This is a genomic window from Burkholderia sp. SJZ089, assembly GCF_007828315.1.
Taxonomy (GTDB): domain Bacteria; phylum Pseudomonadota; class Gammaproteobacteria; order Burkholderiales; family Burkholderiaceae; genus Burkholderia; species Burkholderia gladioli.
The window spans coordinates 1-13,499 of the sequence record NZ_VIUM01000020.1 but is presented as its reverse complement, the minus strand read 5'-3'; the positions used below and the strand labels follow the sequence as shown (position 1 = coordinate 13,499).

The 13,499-nt window shown below is 66.0% G+C and carries 15 protein-coding genes; 1 reads left to right on the top strand and 14 read right to left on the bottom strand.

Features of this window, described 5'->3' with window-relative positions; genetic code table 11:
• Nucleotides 1–5: 5 nt before the first annotated feature.
• A complete protein-coding gene (locus FB600_RS29695) occupies nucleotides 6–2,171 on the bottom strand; it encodes a type IV secretion system DNA-binding domain-containing protein (RefSeq protein WP_145757873.1) in 2,166 nt (721 codons plus the stop codon).
• Nucleotides 2,164–2,580 carry a hypothetical protein gene (locus FB600_RS29690; RefSeq protein ID WP_145757874.1) on the bottom strand — a complete coding sequence of 139 codons (417 nt, stop codon included), beginning with the start codon at nucleotides 2,578–2,580 and terminating at the stop codon, nucleotides 2,164–2,166. The genes FB600_RS29695 and FB600_RS29690 overlap by 8 nt, the downstream gene beginning before the upstream one ends.
• 2,182 nt (nucleotides 2,581–4,762) lie before the next feature.
• On the opposite strand from FB600_RS29690, the gene FB600_RS29685 reads away from it, so the two are divergent.
• Complete coding sequence (locus FB600_RS29685; protein ID WP_145757875.1) at nucleotides 4,763–5,065, top strand: hypothetical protein; 303 nt, start codon at nucleotides 4,763–4,765, stop codon at nucleotides 5,063–5,065.
• 155 nt (nucleotides 5,066–5,220) lie between these two features.
• Here FB600_RS29685 and FB600_RS29680 read toward each other — a convergent pair whose 3' ends face one another.
• From FB600_RS29680 to FB600_RS29635, 12 genes are all read right to left on the bottom strand, one after another.
• Complete coding sequence (locus FB600_RS29680) at nucleotides 5,221–5,436, bottom strand: DUF3717 domain-containing protein (RefSeq protein ID WP_145757876.1); 216 nt, start codon at nucleotides 5,434–5,436, stop codon at nucleotides 5,221–5,223.
• A gap of 41 nt (nucleotides 5,437–5,477) precedes the next feature.
• Nucleotides 5,478–6,014 (bottom strand): hypothetical protein, encoded by a 537-nt coding sequence (locus FB600_RS29675; protein WP_145757877.1) that lies wholly within the window; start codon nucleotides 6,012–6,014, stop codon nucleotides 5,478–5,480.
• Between the two features lie 42 nt (nucleotides 6,015–6,056).
• Nucleotides 6,057–6,335, bottom strand: a complete 279-nt coding sequence (locus tag FB600_RS29670) for a hypothetical protein (RefSeq protein WP_145757878.1) — start codon at nucleotides 6,333–6,335, stop codon at nucleotides 6,057–6,059.
• Between the two features lie 58 nt (nucleotides 6,336–6,393).
• Entirely contained in the window at nucleotides 6,394–6,666 is a 273-nt protein-coding gene (locus FB600_RS29665; RefSeq protein ID WP_145757879.1) for a hypothetical protein, read from the bottom strand.
• A 14-nt stretch (nucleotides 6,667–6,680) separates the two neighbouring features.
• Nucleotides 6,681–6,971, bottom strand: a complete 291-nt coding sequence (locus FB600_RS29660) for a hypothetical protein (RefSeq protein WP_230676299.1) — start codon at nucleotides 6,969–6,971, stop codon at nucleotides 6,681–6,683.
• Between the two features lie 708 nt (nucleotides 6,972–7,679).
• A complete protein-coding gene (locus FB600_RS29655) occupies nucleotides 7,680–9,923 on the bottom strand; it encodes a ParB/RepB/Spo0J family partition protein (protein ID WP_145757880.1) in 2,244 nt (747 codons plus the stop codon).
• A gap of 541 nt (nucleotides 9,924–10,464) precedes the next feature.
• The gene (locus FB600_RS29650; protein WP_145757881.1) at nucleotides 10,465–10,659 is read right to left on the bottom strand and encodes a DUF6900 domain-containing protein; all 195 of its coding nucleotides are present in this window, start codon (nucleotides 10,657–10,659) and stop codon (nucleotides 10,465–10,467) included.
• Between the two features lie 2 nt (nucleotides 10,660–10,661).
• On the bottom strand, nucleotides 10,662–10,829 hold the full coding sequence (locus FB600_RS37360) for a hypothetical protein (protein WP_155301561.1): 168 nt from the start codon (nucleotides 10,827–10,829) through the stop codon (nucleotides 10,662–10,664).
• Nucleotides 10,830–10,935: 106 nt separating this feature from the next.
• Nucleotides 10,936–11,100: a hypothetical protein gene (locus tag FB600_RS37355; RefSeq protein WP_013691795.1), complete on the bottom strand. Its 165-nt coding sequence runs from the start codon at nucleotides 11,098–11,100 to the stop codon at nucleotides 10,936–10,938.
• Nucleotides 11,101–11,152: 52 nt separating this feature from the next.
• Nucleotides 11,153–11,659 carry a hypothetical protein gene (locus FB600_RS29645; RefSeq protein WP_145757882.1) on the bottom strand — a complete coding sequence of 169 codons (507 nt, stop codon included), beginning with the start codon at nucleotides 11,657–11,659 and terminating at the stop codon, nucleotides 11,153–11,155.
• Nucleotides 11,660–11,683: 24 nt separating this feature from the next.
• On the bottom strand, nucleotides 11,684–12,340 hold the full coding sequence (locus FB600_RS29640; RefSeq protein WP_145757883.1) for a DNA methyltransferase: 657 nt from the start codon (nucleotides 12,338–12,340) through the stop codon (nucleotides 11,684–11,686).
• Between the two features lie 617 nt (nucleotides 12,341–12,957).
• On the bottom strand, nucleotides 12,958–13,260 hold the full coding sequence (locus FB600_RS29635) for a hypothetical protein (RefSeq protein WP_145757884.1): 303 nt from the start codon (nucleotides 13,258–13,260) through the stop codon (nucleotides 12,958–12,960).
• Nucleotides 13,261–13,499: the final 239 nt, after the last annotated feature.

The following is a 13,499-nucleotide window of genomic DNA, read 5'->3' as shown; positions in this document are numbered from 1 at the left end:
GCGGGTTACCTCAACAGGTCATCGAAGCCAAGCGAGCCGGACTGACCGCGGTCGGATTGGCCATCTTGAGGCGAGACCTTGCCCTGGACCTCACCGGTGTCCCCGTCGACCACCGCCCCCGATGGAAGAACGATGCGGTTCGCGCTATCCGAGCCCGATCGAACCACGGAGGGCGAGCTCGTGCCCGCATCACCTGGCGTCGGTGAAGGCGTCGGCGCCGAGCTTGCCGCTGTAGGCTCGGGCGCGCCCTGGGATTCGGACGATGCTGGTGCTTGAACAGGCGCGATGGGCTGGGTCGGCTGCGTCGGCTTTGTCTGCGTGGCGGCCGCGGCCGGGGGCGTTGACGCCTGCTGCGCGGATGCGGTGGCCGGCGCCGTCAACGCAGACGCGGGCGCGGCACCAGTCACGGGGGCCGCTGCGGCGCCGTCCCCCGGGGGAAGCACCAAACCGAACGATTTGCGAGGAATGTACGATTTGGCGATTTTTGCATGTGGCACGTAGCGATACTTGACCCGGGCAATCGGATAAGGCCCAGGCGTCACCACATAGCCTTGCATGTCGGGCAAGCGCAGAATTTCGGAAGAGAGCACCAGGTCACGGAGGTTGCGTCGGGCGAAAACGCTCATGCCGTCGCGGCGCTCGTCGATGCCGAGATTGACGCTTTCCTCTTTTTCGTCGAGATCGGCTTGACCGATCGCGTTGGCCAGCGCCTTTGCGGCGTCGCCATCGGTGACGCGCAACAGGAGCTTGGTCTGACATCCGGAGATGATAGTTCTGGCCAGGTGTTCGCCGTAAATCTGGAAGAGCTGCGAGAAGTCCTGGAGGCCGATGACGAAGCAGCCGCCAAATTTTCGAATATTCGTAGCAGCGAGCTTCATGATTTCAAGCTTCTGCAGCGTCGGCAATTCGTCATAGAAGTACCACAGGCGCTCGCTATGGGTAGGCTCAAGCGTGAGAAGCGACCGAATGGCGATATCGCACCACAAACTGATCAGCGGCAAGATCGCGAGTTTTTGCTCCTCGTTACAGGAGATAAACAGCCACGAATCGTCTTTCGGATCGTCGTTTTGCACCCATTCGCGAATCGAAAACGACTCACCTTCGTCATGCAGATATCGGAAGCAGTCGAGCTGGTTCTGCACGGTCATCTTGAGGCTCATACCCGTGCGTTCGGTGATCGGGTCCACGTAGGTGGCGGCGGCCTGCTTGATCAAAATGGCATGCAGTTCCTCCAGGTTGCTGTGGGCGATGGCCCTGTAAAGCGCCGCGTTGGTGCGCTTTCCGGACTCGCCCAAGGCACGGATGGTGTCCTTCAATACCATACGCCCCGCCATGGCAAAGAAGGGATCCGGGACGTTGGGCGGGATGGGGATCATGCCCTCCGCTATACCGTCGTTATGGTAGTCCTCCTGGATCTCACGCCAGACGTTCCAATTGGGACTACGCGCGTCGAACGGGTTGAGGATGATGTCCTTACCCTCGCGAAAGTAGGTCGCGGTGAACTCGCCGGAGGTGTCGTACACAATGGCGCGTCTTCCCCGAGCGCGGACCTGGTCGATCAACGCAAAGAACTGCTGGGATTTGCCCGTGCCTTGTGCGCCCGCGATGAGCAAATTGAGGTTCTCCGCGGTCTTTCGCATAGGCACGCCGGCGATGCGGTACGGGCTGGCGTCGTCCTGCGCTTCCAGCTCCTTGGTCAGCTCTTTGGCTTTGACGAGCCGGGCGCCGCGAATCTGCTTGTCGGTGAGCCTGCCGCGGCCGTACTCCATCCAGAAGATGACAGCGAAGATGAAAACGCCGATGGTGGTGAGCACGGCATAGAGTGCAGCGTTTCGGGCGTAGACGAAAAACTCGTCGGCGGCTTCCTCGGTAAAAGACAACGCTGCGTCCGGTGGGAGAGTGGTGACGTCTTCACCAAAATGGAACGAAACATCCGGATTCGCCATGGGCACGACGGTGAGGAATTCGGCCTCGACGTGTTTGATGGCGAGATAGCGAGTCTGCGCGGACGAGACCAGGTAGAGATAGGCGCCGCCGGCGAGCACGCCCACGACGATAGCGGAAACGAGCACGGCGACGATGGCGCTGGTCAATAGCTTGGCCTGCTGCCACCACAAGATCGTGCCGCGCGAAAACGTTGCGAGGCTACCTGGAGCGCGGGGATCAGACATGGGCGGCCCCCAGCAATTTCTGGGTTTCCGCCTCGGCGGCATCCTGAGCGTCGTAGAAGATCTGCTGGTTCTGCTTGGAGGCGATGGCCTTGAGCACCTCCTGGCTGAAAAACGTCGCTCGCACGATCTCGGCCGGCAGCATGAGCCCCGAACCGTTTGGCGCGCCACTGGCGTGGTTGCCGTTGATTTTTGCGGGATCCGGGAACAGGGCGAGCAGCGCCGTGAGCCGCTTTTCGAGCTGAACGACATTGTCGTTCATGACGCCCTGAGCGAGAACTTGTCGACAATACTCGGACACCGAGACGCCAGCCTCGTTGGCTTTTCTGCGATAGAACTCGTTGGTGGGCTTGTCGAAGCGGAGAGTAATACGGTCGGATTTGCCTTTGCCGGCATGACTGGAACGTGGCATATGCGCCTCAACAGACACATCACCCCATTTTTCCCCGACTGGCCTTCGAATGAGGCCAGCTAATCAAATAGTTACGTCATTATATCGGATCGCCAGACATTTCGGTGTCCGACGTCTTCAATTTTCGGCCACGCGCGGGCTTGGTTAATTTCTTTTCGCTGAATCAAAGACTTGCTCGAAAAGCATCGGTTCGGTGTCAGACATTATGGAATCCGAATCGAACTTTCGATGCCCATTTTTCGTCCTCACGGCGTCGCTTTTTTCACCCTAGTGCTGAGCATGCGCTGTTTGTCTGACGCATTCCCGCCTTACGCGATAAGGGTTGCGACGATTTGATACTTCGTTCGGTGTCGGCGCGATAACGTTTCGGTGTCTGCCAGCGTAGAGCCTTGCGCAGCAAGGCTCTACGCACCCGCAACGCAGTTGCGTGGTGTGTGACCGTCTGGCCGGGGGGTGGGGCTTGCCCCACGGGTCGCCCCCTGGACGGACGGTATCTGGATGGTGCAGACCGGCCACGTCCGGACGGAACCGTTTTTTCAGCAGGCGTAGCGATCATCATCGCAGCCAGCCGAAGTGAGATTTCGTCGCAGCTGAGGCGTTTGCCTGGTTGAAGCACAGAGGCGTTTTGCCAGCATCGCACAGTGGGAAGCACAGGGAGAAAAAGCAGCAAATGAAGGCACACGTCGATCCGTCCTCTGTGCGGCAAATGGGAAGCGAGGTGGTAGAGCGCAGGCAGTGCATGTCAGGTTGAAAATTCGGAGCGCGGGCGGTGGTTATGCCACGCAGGTTTTCCACATATCCACGGGTCCGGACCGACGCTGCGATGGATCTACATCGCAAGAGCGTCGGCCGCGCGCCGTTTTCCACAACGGTGTTGGTTGTGGAAAACGGATGAAGCGCGGGGACCGGTGGTTATGTGGGAAACCTGCCCCGGTGCGCGGATTCGGTAGACGGCGCGACGGTGCGAGGGCGCATGGAGGATCGAGAACGCTGTGGTAGGCGGAGCGGTGCCGGGGTTGGGGGCCGCGACGGTGGCGGCCGCCATCGGCGATCGTGCGCAGCGCGAGCGGCGCACCTGGCTGGGTGTTCCGCGATGGGCCGGGGCGCGGCCGAAGTAGCGGGCCGGCCCATCGCGGTGACTGCGCAGGACGATTGGGGGCGGTGTTCGAGCGCTGACGGTGGCCAGGGCGGGCGCCGCGACGGTGGCGGCGGCCGACATCGAGCCGCGCAATGCGTGCATTGCGCCCTGGCTGGGCTTTCCGCGCGGGGCGTCGGTCGCGACGGTTCGCGGCCGACGGCCCGCGCGGCGACGGCTTTGGAAAACCGGCGGCAGTGTTCGAGCGCTGGCGGTGACCCTGCCGGCGGCCGCGACGGTGGCGGCCGCCGCGCTCGAGCTGCGCAATGCGCGCATTGCGCTCTGGACGGATGTTCCGCGCGGGGCGACGGTCGCGACGGTTCGCGGGCGGCGGCCCGCGCGGCGGCGGCATGGAAAAACCAGCGGCGGCATTCGGGCGCTGGCGGTGACCTGGTCGGCGGCCGCGACGGTTGCGGCCGCCGTGGCCGAGCTGCGCAATGCGCACATTGCGCCCTGGCAGGGTGTCCCGCGCGGGGCGTCGGTCGCGACGGCTCGCGGGCGGCGGCCCGCGCGGCGACGGCTTGGGAAAAACCGGCGGCAGCGTTCGGGCGCTGGCGGTGGCCAGGCCGGGCGCCGCGACGGTGGCGGCGGCCGACGTCGAGCTGCGCAATGCGTGCATTGCGCCCTGGCTGGATGTTCCGCGCGGGGCGGCGGTCGCGACGGCTCGCGGGCGACGGCCCGCGCGGCGACGGCGTGGGAAAACCAGCGGCGGTGTTCGGGCGCTGGCAATGACCCAGTCGGCGGCCGCGACGGTGGCGGTCGCCGCGCTCGAGCGGCGCAATGCGCGCATTGCGCCCTGGCTGGGCGTTCCGCGCGGGGCGGCGATCGCGACGGTTCGCGGGCGGCGGCCCGCGCGGCGAGGGCGCGGGAAAACCGGTGGCGGCCTTCGGGCGCTGGCGATAGCGACGGGGCGTGCGGCGACGGCGGCGCAAGGCCAGCGGTCGAGACAGCCGCGAGCGCACCACCCGAGTCGTGCCTCACGCTGCGCAGGCGAATTCCGCTACACTGCGCGGCAAGGGGGAGGGGCAAGATGGAGTGACAGACGCCATGACGGCAGATGCAGGAAAGACGGCGCGTGCGCCAAAGTCGCTGGACGAGGAAATCGAGAGAGCGGCGGCGAGGCTGAAGCGGCTTCAGGAGCAGAAACGCGCGAAGGAGCGCCAGGAGGTGGAGCGCAACGAGCGCGCGATTGCCGAGCTACTGAAGGCGGAAAAGCTCAACGTGGTGCCGGCCGAAAAATGGAAAGCGGGCTTGACCGGGATCCGGCGCGCGCTGGGTGTTGCGGCGTCCGTGCAGGACAATCCGCCGGCGCCGGCGGCACCGGCCGGCGGGCCGGGATCCGAGGCATAGCGAGGCCAGACGGTTCTGGCGTAGGGGCAATCTGGTGTCACGGGCATTTGCGTGACACCAGATTGCCCCGATTCGTTCGCGCAGGGCGCGAACTGGACAATTCCCGCGCGCTCGGCAAGCTGGCGGGCCGCCGATTCGGCCGCCCGCCATCCGGTTCAGGCAGACCGCCCGTCAAGCGCGGCGCGTTGTTCGTCCGTCAGGGCCGCCAGGGCGATCTGGGCCTGTCGATTCATGATCATCCATGCATAGGGCTCGGCCAGGATCCGCGCCTCGCGGCACAGTCTCGCATCGCCGGCGGTGCTCGGACGACGCGCGCGCCACGCGTTGATCGCGGTCTCGACCTGCTCGATAGTGATTGCACTTGCTTCCATCTGCGTCGCTCCTCGGTGTGCGCCAATTGTCGGCGCGTCGGTTAGGCTTGGACCAAATACCAATCGCGCAGCATCGCCTCTGCGTCGGCGATCGCCTCGGCCAGCGTCGCCCGCGCGTGCTGCGAACGCATCGAGGGCTCGCCATGCCAATATGTCACGTCGAGCGAGGGAATATAGCCGGCTTCGGTCCGCACGACACTCAAATGCGCCTCGGAAAAGCCTCGGTTGGTCGGACGCCACTCTGACCAGACCTGAAGGCCCGCGCCAACGAAATCGAATCCGTCCTGCCACTGGCTCGCCAGTTCCGGCTCATCCGCCAGTTGGAACGACATCGGATTGTGCTCAAGCCGCGCGAGCCGGCCGCTTCTGAATGCATTCATGCGCGCATCTCGGCGCATGCAAAGAGCGCGGTCATCATCGCCCGCGACAAGCGCGAGGCGGGATCCCGCCAACTGGACGCGTGCATCGAGCGCGATGTCGTAGCTGCTTCGACAAATTTCCGTCGTTTCCATCATGCCTCCGGTTTCGCCCGGCATCGCCGGGTGTCGTTCAATTACGGGATTCGTGGCGGTGGTCATGGCGTGGTCTCGAAAGTGTTGATGGGCGGTGAGCGACAGCAGTTAGTCGTGGAGTGGGCAAGGGTCGCCAGCGCCGTCGTTGCAGCAGTCGCAAGATGCGATCTCGTCATCGATCTCAGCGGCTTTCGCGCCGCGCATCCAGGCTTCACGGAGCATGGGTTCGTCGGCAAACATGACGGGCAGCGCTTCGCCAGCTTGTTCGTCGTGCCAGCCTTGCGCTTGGGCATCCATGACGACGAAAAACAGGTCCTCCCTCGTGGGGTCGGTGATCAGCGCAAGCTTGGCCATGACGAACGCGACACGGATATCGAGACCTCGCATTTCATCTTCTCCTGGTGGTGGTCGAACATGCGCCGGGTTGCGGCCCGGCGCGGATGGGTTACAGGTGCCCGAGGCCGATCGCTTCGCGCAACGCGCGCTTCGCCTTGGCCTCGCCATACACCTCACCTTGGCGATAGGCTCGTTCGTAAATCCCGATCGCTTGGTTAATCTGGTCGACGGAGGTATCGCGCGGCAGCATGAAAGCGAGGTCGTGATCGTCGTCGTCGTGCCATACCGCGACCATGGGAATAGCCGAGCCGTTCAGGCTCAGCGTGGCGCAAAACCCGGGCGTAATGCCCGCGATTTCGACGTCATCAGCGTGGTTCGACATTGCGTGTTCTCCTGTTAGAGCCAGACCGGTGCCCATGCGCCGGACGGTTGACGAAAGAGGGTGATGCGCTTGGTGGCGCCATCGATGACGGCCTCCAAGCGGACGGCGCGGGCGTCGTCGTCCGGACGCGCCCAGCGATGCAGCACGCGAATCGGCGCGTCGGCCGCGCAGCCGAGCCAGTGGGCGGCCGTTGCGCGAAGCCGATTCGCCGGTTGACGGATGCCTGCCAGGCGGTGAGCCTCGGGGGGTGCGGGGGGAACGCCCGCGCGTGTGTGGGTGATTCGGTCGGGGGTGGTTGCGCTCACGGTTTCGTCCTTTTGTGTCGGGTTGTGGATCTGCCATTGGGAGCCGCCTCGACGCGGGTTTAGCGCACGCCGGCACGGGCGCAAGGGCGCGCCCGCAGGCCGCATGCGGAGCGCAGGCGAAGCCGAGCACCGAACGGGCGAGGACGTGGGCGAAGCGGAGCGCAGCCTTTACCCTTGTGCCCGTGCCGGCGTGCGCTATGCGTCGAAAAGGGGCGGCTCCCGATGGCAGATCCACGCGCTTAAGCCGGCGCAAAAGGATGGAGCGCAACCACACGCTTTCCCCGGCCGAGGCACCCACACCGCGCGGGGCGCATCTGCCCCGCGCGCCCTCGGCCGGCATAGCCGGCCGCTAGACCGGCAGTTCGCCCGCGCGCAGCGGGCGCGTATCCCACGAGCAAGCGAAGCGCGCAGCGCCGGGACGGCGCGAAGGCGTCAGCCCGCCAGGGGCGCGACTCGCGCAGCGAGGCTCGACGCGAAGCGCGAGAGCCCCGCCCGGAGCGAAGCGCAGGGAGACGTCCAGGCCTGCGAGGCCGAGGACACGACAAGGCGCAAGGCCACGCCATGCCACGGCTAGAACGGTGAGCGTTTGCAGGAGAACAACGGGGAGAAAGGGGAGGACATACAGGAGCCGATGGACCGCAAGGCCCGCAAGGGCGAGCCGGGAGGATTCCGCCGGCGGGCGTAGCGCCGCCGGCGGAGGTGGACGGATCAGTCGCGCGGCGGCATGCCTTCGCCTTCGGCCACGGTGGCGTCGTCGTAGGTCGTGTCCTGGTCGGCACGGGGCTGCTCGTCGGTTACCTCGGAGCGGGCGCCGTCCTGGTCCTGGTCCTGGTCCTGGTCCTGGTCCTGGTCCTGGTCCTGGTCCTGGTCCTGGTCCTGGTCCTGGTCCTGGTCCTGGTCCTGGTCCTGGTCGCCGTCGTCATCCCGGTCGGACGAAGCGCCAGCGAGTCGCCAAAGGCTCTTTGGACGGGTTTCCGCGAGGGCGAAATGCTCGGGAAGCCAGCGGGTGGCGCTCACGAGGCGTTCGGCTTCGGCGGCGGCTTCCGCCTTCTTCAGCTTCAGCAAGCGCATGCCTTCGGCCGGGGAGACGGCGGCGGTCACCACCTCAGCGATGCGCGCCTTCGGCACGTGGTCGAAGTAGCTGGCGCGGGTCGCCTTCCAGTCGTCGGCGAGATCCAGGTTCAGAGCCGAAGTCAGCGCATTGACGCAGTGCGCGTCCTCGTCGCCCGTGATGCTATCGACGCTGGCCCCGACGTATTGCGCGAGAATCAGCAGCAGTCGCTCGTCGGTCTGATCGACACACCACGCGAGCAACGCGTCGGTATCGTGCGGCACGGTGCCGGCCCATGCGGCGCGCTGCTCGTTGGCGAGGCGATAGGGCAAGTCGTCGGCCAGTTCGGGCGCATTGCGCTCGATCTCGCCCGTGTGGTTGTGCAACTGAATATCGATGGCGCTGCCGCCGGAACCGGGCGCGTAGTCCATGATGAGGAAGCGATGGACGAGCGCCGCGAGCGCGACGTGCGGATTGCGGGCCAGCGCCATGCCGGCCGAGGCGGTGCGCCGAGCGTTGAGGCGCAGGGTGAGAGCGCGGGAATGCGGCCCCTTGGCGTCGGGTGCGTCCGGCGAGGCCGGCGCGCCGGAACCCGTGTGCGGACGTTGCGGCGCGCTGCCGACCTCCATATCGTCGCCATCGGTCGATTCACCCTCGCCGCGCGACGCGGGGTCAGCTCGGCGGGTCCAGCCGCGCAGGATTTCGAGCGTGCCGTCGTGGTCGATGGTGACGATCGCGCCAGCGCCGGCCATTTGAAGCGGGGTGTACACAGCGAGCGAATCTTCGATCGCGGCATGGCGGACGCCCAGGGCCGTCGCTTCTTCCTCCAGGCGCTCATACGTCTCGTCGTCGGTGTCGTCGTCAGCCTGCTCCGCCGCGATTGCCCTAAGGCGCGCCTGGATCGCGTCCATTTCCTCGCACTGCTCGGCCGACGGCTCGGCTACGGTCGGCACGACACGCAGAAACGAGGCTTGCGCGGTGTAGTCGAGCACGGGAATCACCTCGACCCAATCCCAGCCGTCCGCCTGGACCTTCGCGGCGATCGCCGCAAGCTGCTCGGCGGCGACGCGCTCCATCAGGGCTTGATCGGTGTACCAAGCAGCCCCCTCGTGCGAGAACAGGTCGCGGCGCACGAACCCGCCGGCCGCCTCGTAGGCGTCCATGCCGACGAACCGCGCGACGCGGTTGCTGCGGAAGTCCCGTTCGCCCGCGACGAACTTGCGGCGGATCGTGTGCGCGTCACGATCGTAGGGTTGCGCCTCGAACCAGGCGCGCTCCTGCTCGGCATGCCTGTCCGACAGGGCGAGCGCCTGCATCTGGTCGAGCCGGATCTTGTCCTCGCGGAACAAGTCCACCAGCTTCGGGGACACGCGAGCCAGCTTGAGGCGTTGGCGCACGAGGGTTTCGCTGGTGCCGTAGATCAGCGCGATTTCCGCGATGGTGCGGCCGGCGTCGACCAGGACACGATACGCCTCGCACTGGTCGGCCGGGTGCATCGGCTCACGCATCTCGTTTTCGCTGGTGCTGATCAGCACGGCCGCCTCGGCGGACACGACGAGGCAGCGGACCTCGGCGTCGGGGGCGGTGAGGCCGCGATCGACCAGTTCCAGCAGCGCCAGCCGGCGCGTCTCGCCTGCGGCCACGCCGAAGGTTTGCGCGCGCTTTGCACCGACCTTCATCGGATGCACGACGAGGTTTTGCAGCAGGCCCACAGCGGCGATATTGTTCGCCAGGGCGGAGATACCGGTCCGCTTGCGGCGTCGCACGTTGAAAGGGGACGCGACCAGACGCTTCAAGGGAATGAGCCGTTCTTCGCCTGCCTGTTGGTGGGCCTCGGGGGGTGCGGGGGGAACGCCCGCGTCGTGGGAGAGTGCCGGGATTTCGGTGATCACTGCGTTCATGGATCCTCCTTGCTGTGGTGGAAAAATCGCTGCCTTACGGAGCCGCCTCGACGCATAAGAGCGCCAGCGGGAAGGCAACGCAGGGGCGCGAACCAGGCCGCATGCGGCGCGCAGGCGAAGCCGAGCACCGAACGGGCGCCGGGCGCGGCGTAGCGAACCCTTGCGCTGCCGGCACGCAGCGCTATGCGTCGGGATGAGGCGGTCCGAAGGCTGCGCCACCACGGCGCGGGGGATGGAAGGTAGGGAGACGGGTCCGAAGCCCGGTGCCCGCCGGCGCGGGCCGGTGACGGCCCGAGCCCCCTCCGCGCGGCAGGCCGCGCGGCTGGCGGGGGCGGCCAGCGCCGGGGCGGGCCGCGGGAGCGGCCAGGCCCCAGGAGCGAACGGACTGGGACACCGGCCGCCGGCGAGCGGCTTGCGTGACAGGCGAGGCCTGGCGCGCAAGGTGCGGCCAGGCGGCACGGCTGGATAATCAGCTGGGCGGTGACCGACCGCGAGCCGCGGGGACCAGGCGCCGGCGCTGGCCAGCGTCGGCGCCCGCACTTCAGCTCAACAAGACACCAGGGCGGCGGGCATGTTCGACGCCGGCGTCGAATGCGGCAATCAATGCGTCCCGGAGACACCAGACGGCGCAATCATGGAAGTCCAGGGAATCCGCGTGCCTCGTCTCCAGCGTATCGATTCCGAGCTGCTCGAACGCGATGCGTTCGAGCAGCGCCTCGAATTCGTCCTTCGTCATGGTCAATTTCTCCGAACGTCTTGGCCGAGGTCGAAAGCCTCGCGCAAGGCGTGAAGGAGTTCGCCAATCGTCAACCTCAGTTCGTCATCGTCATTCGTACCGGATAGCCGGCTGGCGAAATGCGCGTCGACGACCGCGCACAGCAGATGCTTGATGTAAAAGCGATTCATGTGTGTCTCGGATGATGGCGGCCGGCCGGGTCAACGGCCGGCCGCCGCGTGACTGGGGATATAGAGGGCCCGCACGGCCGCGCCAGCGGCCGCGGGCATAGTCGGGCTACTTCACGGACCGCCCACATTCGAATGCCTCGCGTAGCGCATATCGCAGCGATGCCAGCCCGACCTCAATGTCCGTGTCCGCGTTCCAGACCGCTTCGATCTCGTCGCCGAACGCGCGTTGTGCGATCGCTTCCATCAGCACCGCGATTTGATACTCAAGCATGATTGCCCTCTCAGTTCGTAGGGCCGGCCGCGGCAGGCGGCCAGCCGTTTCATCAGGAAAGCTGCACGGCGCCGTTATTTGCCGCGAGGCTGAAAGCGAAGAACCAATTGCGGTAGAGCTCCGCAAAGAGTGGATCCTCCTGTGCGTCGACGGCACCGATGAAAACTCGGAAGTCGTCGGCCAGCTTGGCGCTGGTCTTCGGTCCGATCGTTCCTGATGTCACCGAGAAATCGATCAGTTCTTTGAACAGACCACCGCTCGCCCCAATCGCGCCGATCGTACGGCTGCACCAACTGGCTCCGAACGAGATTTCCGGGTAACCGGCCACCTTGGCCAAGCGTTCTCGGAAAACGTCATGCGTGACGTAGGTACCTGGGCTGAACTCGAACGAGTTGTGATATCGATAGATGCGGTCCAGGCGCAAGGCATCGGCACGATGAAGGTATTTCGGCGCGGCCGCGAATCGGACGCGGCATCTATCGATTGAGTCGCCCTTCTCGTCGCCAGGTAGGTTATCGAGCCGGACAAGCCCGGCGTAGGCTGAAACAAAGAGTTGCATGGTGGTCTTCCTCGGACTGGGGAGTTAGGCGGCCGCCGCGAGCGCGGCGCCGGCGACGGGTGCCGACAGGCGGGTTTTCGCCGCGGCGAAATAGGTCTCGTCGAGCTCGATGCCGATATAGCGCCGGCCGAGCTCGCGGGCGGCCACGCACGTCGAGCCGGACCCGGCGAATGGATCGAGGATCGTGTCGCCTGGTTTGCTAAACGAGCTGATGAGGGTTCGCAGGGCCGAAACCGGCTTCTCTGTGGGGTGATGCCTGTTGCCGCTGTATTCGAACCGCTGCACGTCGCCGATGGGGTTTTCCGGGGCCGCCGGCCGGCCCTTCGCCAGCACGTAGGCGGATTCGTGCTGATACTTCACCAGGCCGGCTTTCGATGCGTAGGTCTTGGTAAAGACGATGTGGCCGCAGACACGAAAGCCGGCCGACTTCCACGCGTGAAAGAACCGGTCCACCTTGTTCCAGCCGTAGAAGCTGACGCAGACCGTGTCACGCTTGAGCACGCGGTAGATTTCGACGAATGCGGGGTCGAGCCATTCGTCATTGCTGTCGTTGGCGATCGAGCGGCCGGAGCGGTCCCGAAAGTTGACCAGGTAAGGCGGGTCCGTGATGACGCAATCGACGGATTCGCGGGCGAGTTGGGGCAGCGCGACAAGGCAGTCGCCGTTGTACAAAAGGCTCACAGCTGGCTCCTAAAGTTGAGGGCAGGGCAGCCGGAGCGCTTCCGTTTGCGCACCGTGCTACCTGGAGCCAGCGCGCGCTCGCCCGAGGACGGCGGGCAAGCGACCGTGGAATACCGGAGTGCGCGCAGCGCGCGAGGATATGCCGCGAAAGCGCTTGAAGAGGCCGGGGCCGTGCGACGCTCGTCGCGCACGGCGTCCGGGCTCGGTCCGCCGGACACGGGCGGGCGATCGTGGGATCCAGGTTGAGAGGTCTGAGGCCTGTCTCGTCAGGGCGACGAGGTCGCGGGACGGGCGCGGGACGCGGCCGGTGTTGCGTCCGGACATGAGCGCCGACGAGTCGGGCGCGTGTCGCCGGCGGCGACGCCGCCCGATCGGATGGCGCGATCGCGATTAGATGCGCGCTCGGCACGAGCGCGCCCGGCGCCGGCATGGCCGGCCGCCGCGCGCCTGGCGCAACAGGAGGGCGATGCGAGCGGGCCAGACGGCCAGACGGCCGGCACCAGGTCGGGCGTCACCTCGAGGACAAGCCTGGCAGGGATGTGGGGCGCGGGCCGCGCCGAACGCTCGTTGATACAGGGGGGCCGGCCCGCCAGTTGCTCCGGGGAAGCACCTGCCTCTCATCCGGCGGCATCGCCATCCCCTCGTAGGATCTGAAAATCCTCGCCGCACATCTCGTTTGCCCAGGCAACACAGTCCTCGATGCTCATCTCTGCGGTGACATACGTAAACACGCCCGGGTCCGCGTCGGGTGCCTCGGCGATCGCGCGCGCGAGCTCGACAAAGTCTTGAAGCCGCTCGCCTTCGAATATGCGCCGAGCCTTCGCCTCGTTGTCGCCATCGGTATCGGTTGCCATGATCCAGTGCGTCACCTCACCACCGACCACCGCGCGACACTTGATGATGTCGATTCTTGTCAGCATGGCTGTCCACTCCAGTTAAGTCTCGTTGATCCAGGTACCGCACGCCCACCGCGCTCCGCCGGCATCAGCGGGTGGGCGGTAGCGCCAGGGCCGGCCGGCCCTGGGTCTCGGGCGCTTCAATGCACATCACGGCGCGCGAACAGGCCCGCTGCCGTCGGCGAACGCGGGAAGCCGACGACGTCAGTCGAGTTGGCCAGGAGCGTGTCAACGTCGCACTGCAGGCACGCCCCGATCCGTTC

Bases quoted from the DNA above. Each gene is read 5' to 3' on its own strand.
- FB600_RS29685 (WP_145757875.1), top strand. From the start codon at position 4,763: ATGACGGCAGATGCAGGAAAGACGGCGCGTGCGCCAAAGTCGCTGGAC.
- FB600_RS29690 (WP_145757874.1), bottom strand. From the start codon at position 2,580: ATGCCACGTTCCAGTCATGCCGGCAAAGGCAAATCCGACCGTATTACT.
- FB600_RS37355 (WP_013691795.1), bottom strand. From the start codon at position 11,100: ATGCTTGAGTATCAAATCGCGGTGCTGATGGAAGCGATCGCACAACGC.
- FB600_RS29670 (WP_145757878.1), bottom strand. From the start codon at position 6,335: ATGCGAGGTCTCGATATCCGTGTCGCGTTCGTCATGGCCAAGCTTGCG.
- FB600_RS29645 (WP_145757882.1), bottom strand. From the start codon at position 11,659: ATGCAACTCTTTGTTTCAGCCTACGCCGGGCTTGTCCGGCTCGATAAC.
- FB600_RS29655 (WP_145757880.1), bottom strand. From the start codon at position 9,923: ATGAACGCAGTGATCACCGAAATCCCGGCACTCTCCCACGACGCGGGC.
- FB600_RS29635 (WP_145757884.1), bottom strand. From the start codon at position 13,260: ATGCTGACAAGAATCGACATCATCAAGTGTCGCGCGGTGGTCGGTGGT.
- FB600_RS29695 (WP_145757873.1), bottom strand. From the start codon at position 2,171: ATGTCTGATCCCCGCGCTCCAGGTAGCCTCGCAACGTTTTCGCGCGGC.
- FB600_RS29680 (WP_145757876.1), bottom strand. From the start codon at position 5,436: ATGGAAGCAAGTGCAATCACTATCGAGCAGGTCGAGACCGCGATCAAC.
- FB600_RS29675 (WP_145757877.1), bottom strand. From the start codon at position 6,014: ATGACCACCGCCACGAATCCCGTAATTGAACGACACCCGGCGATGCCG.
- FB600_RS37360 (WP_155301561.1), bottom strand. From the start codon at position 10,829: ATGAATCGCTTTTACATCAAGCATCTGCTGTGCGCGGTCGTCGACGCG.
- FB600_RS29665 (WP_145757879.1), bottom strand. From the start codon at position 6,666: ATGTCGAACCACGCTGATGACGTCGAAATCGCGGGCATTACGCCCGGG.
- FB600_RS29650 (WP_145757881.1), bottom strand. From the start codon at position 10,659: ATGACGAAGGACGAATTCGAGGCGCTGCTCGAACGCATCGCGTTCGAG.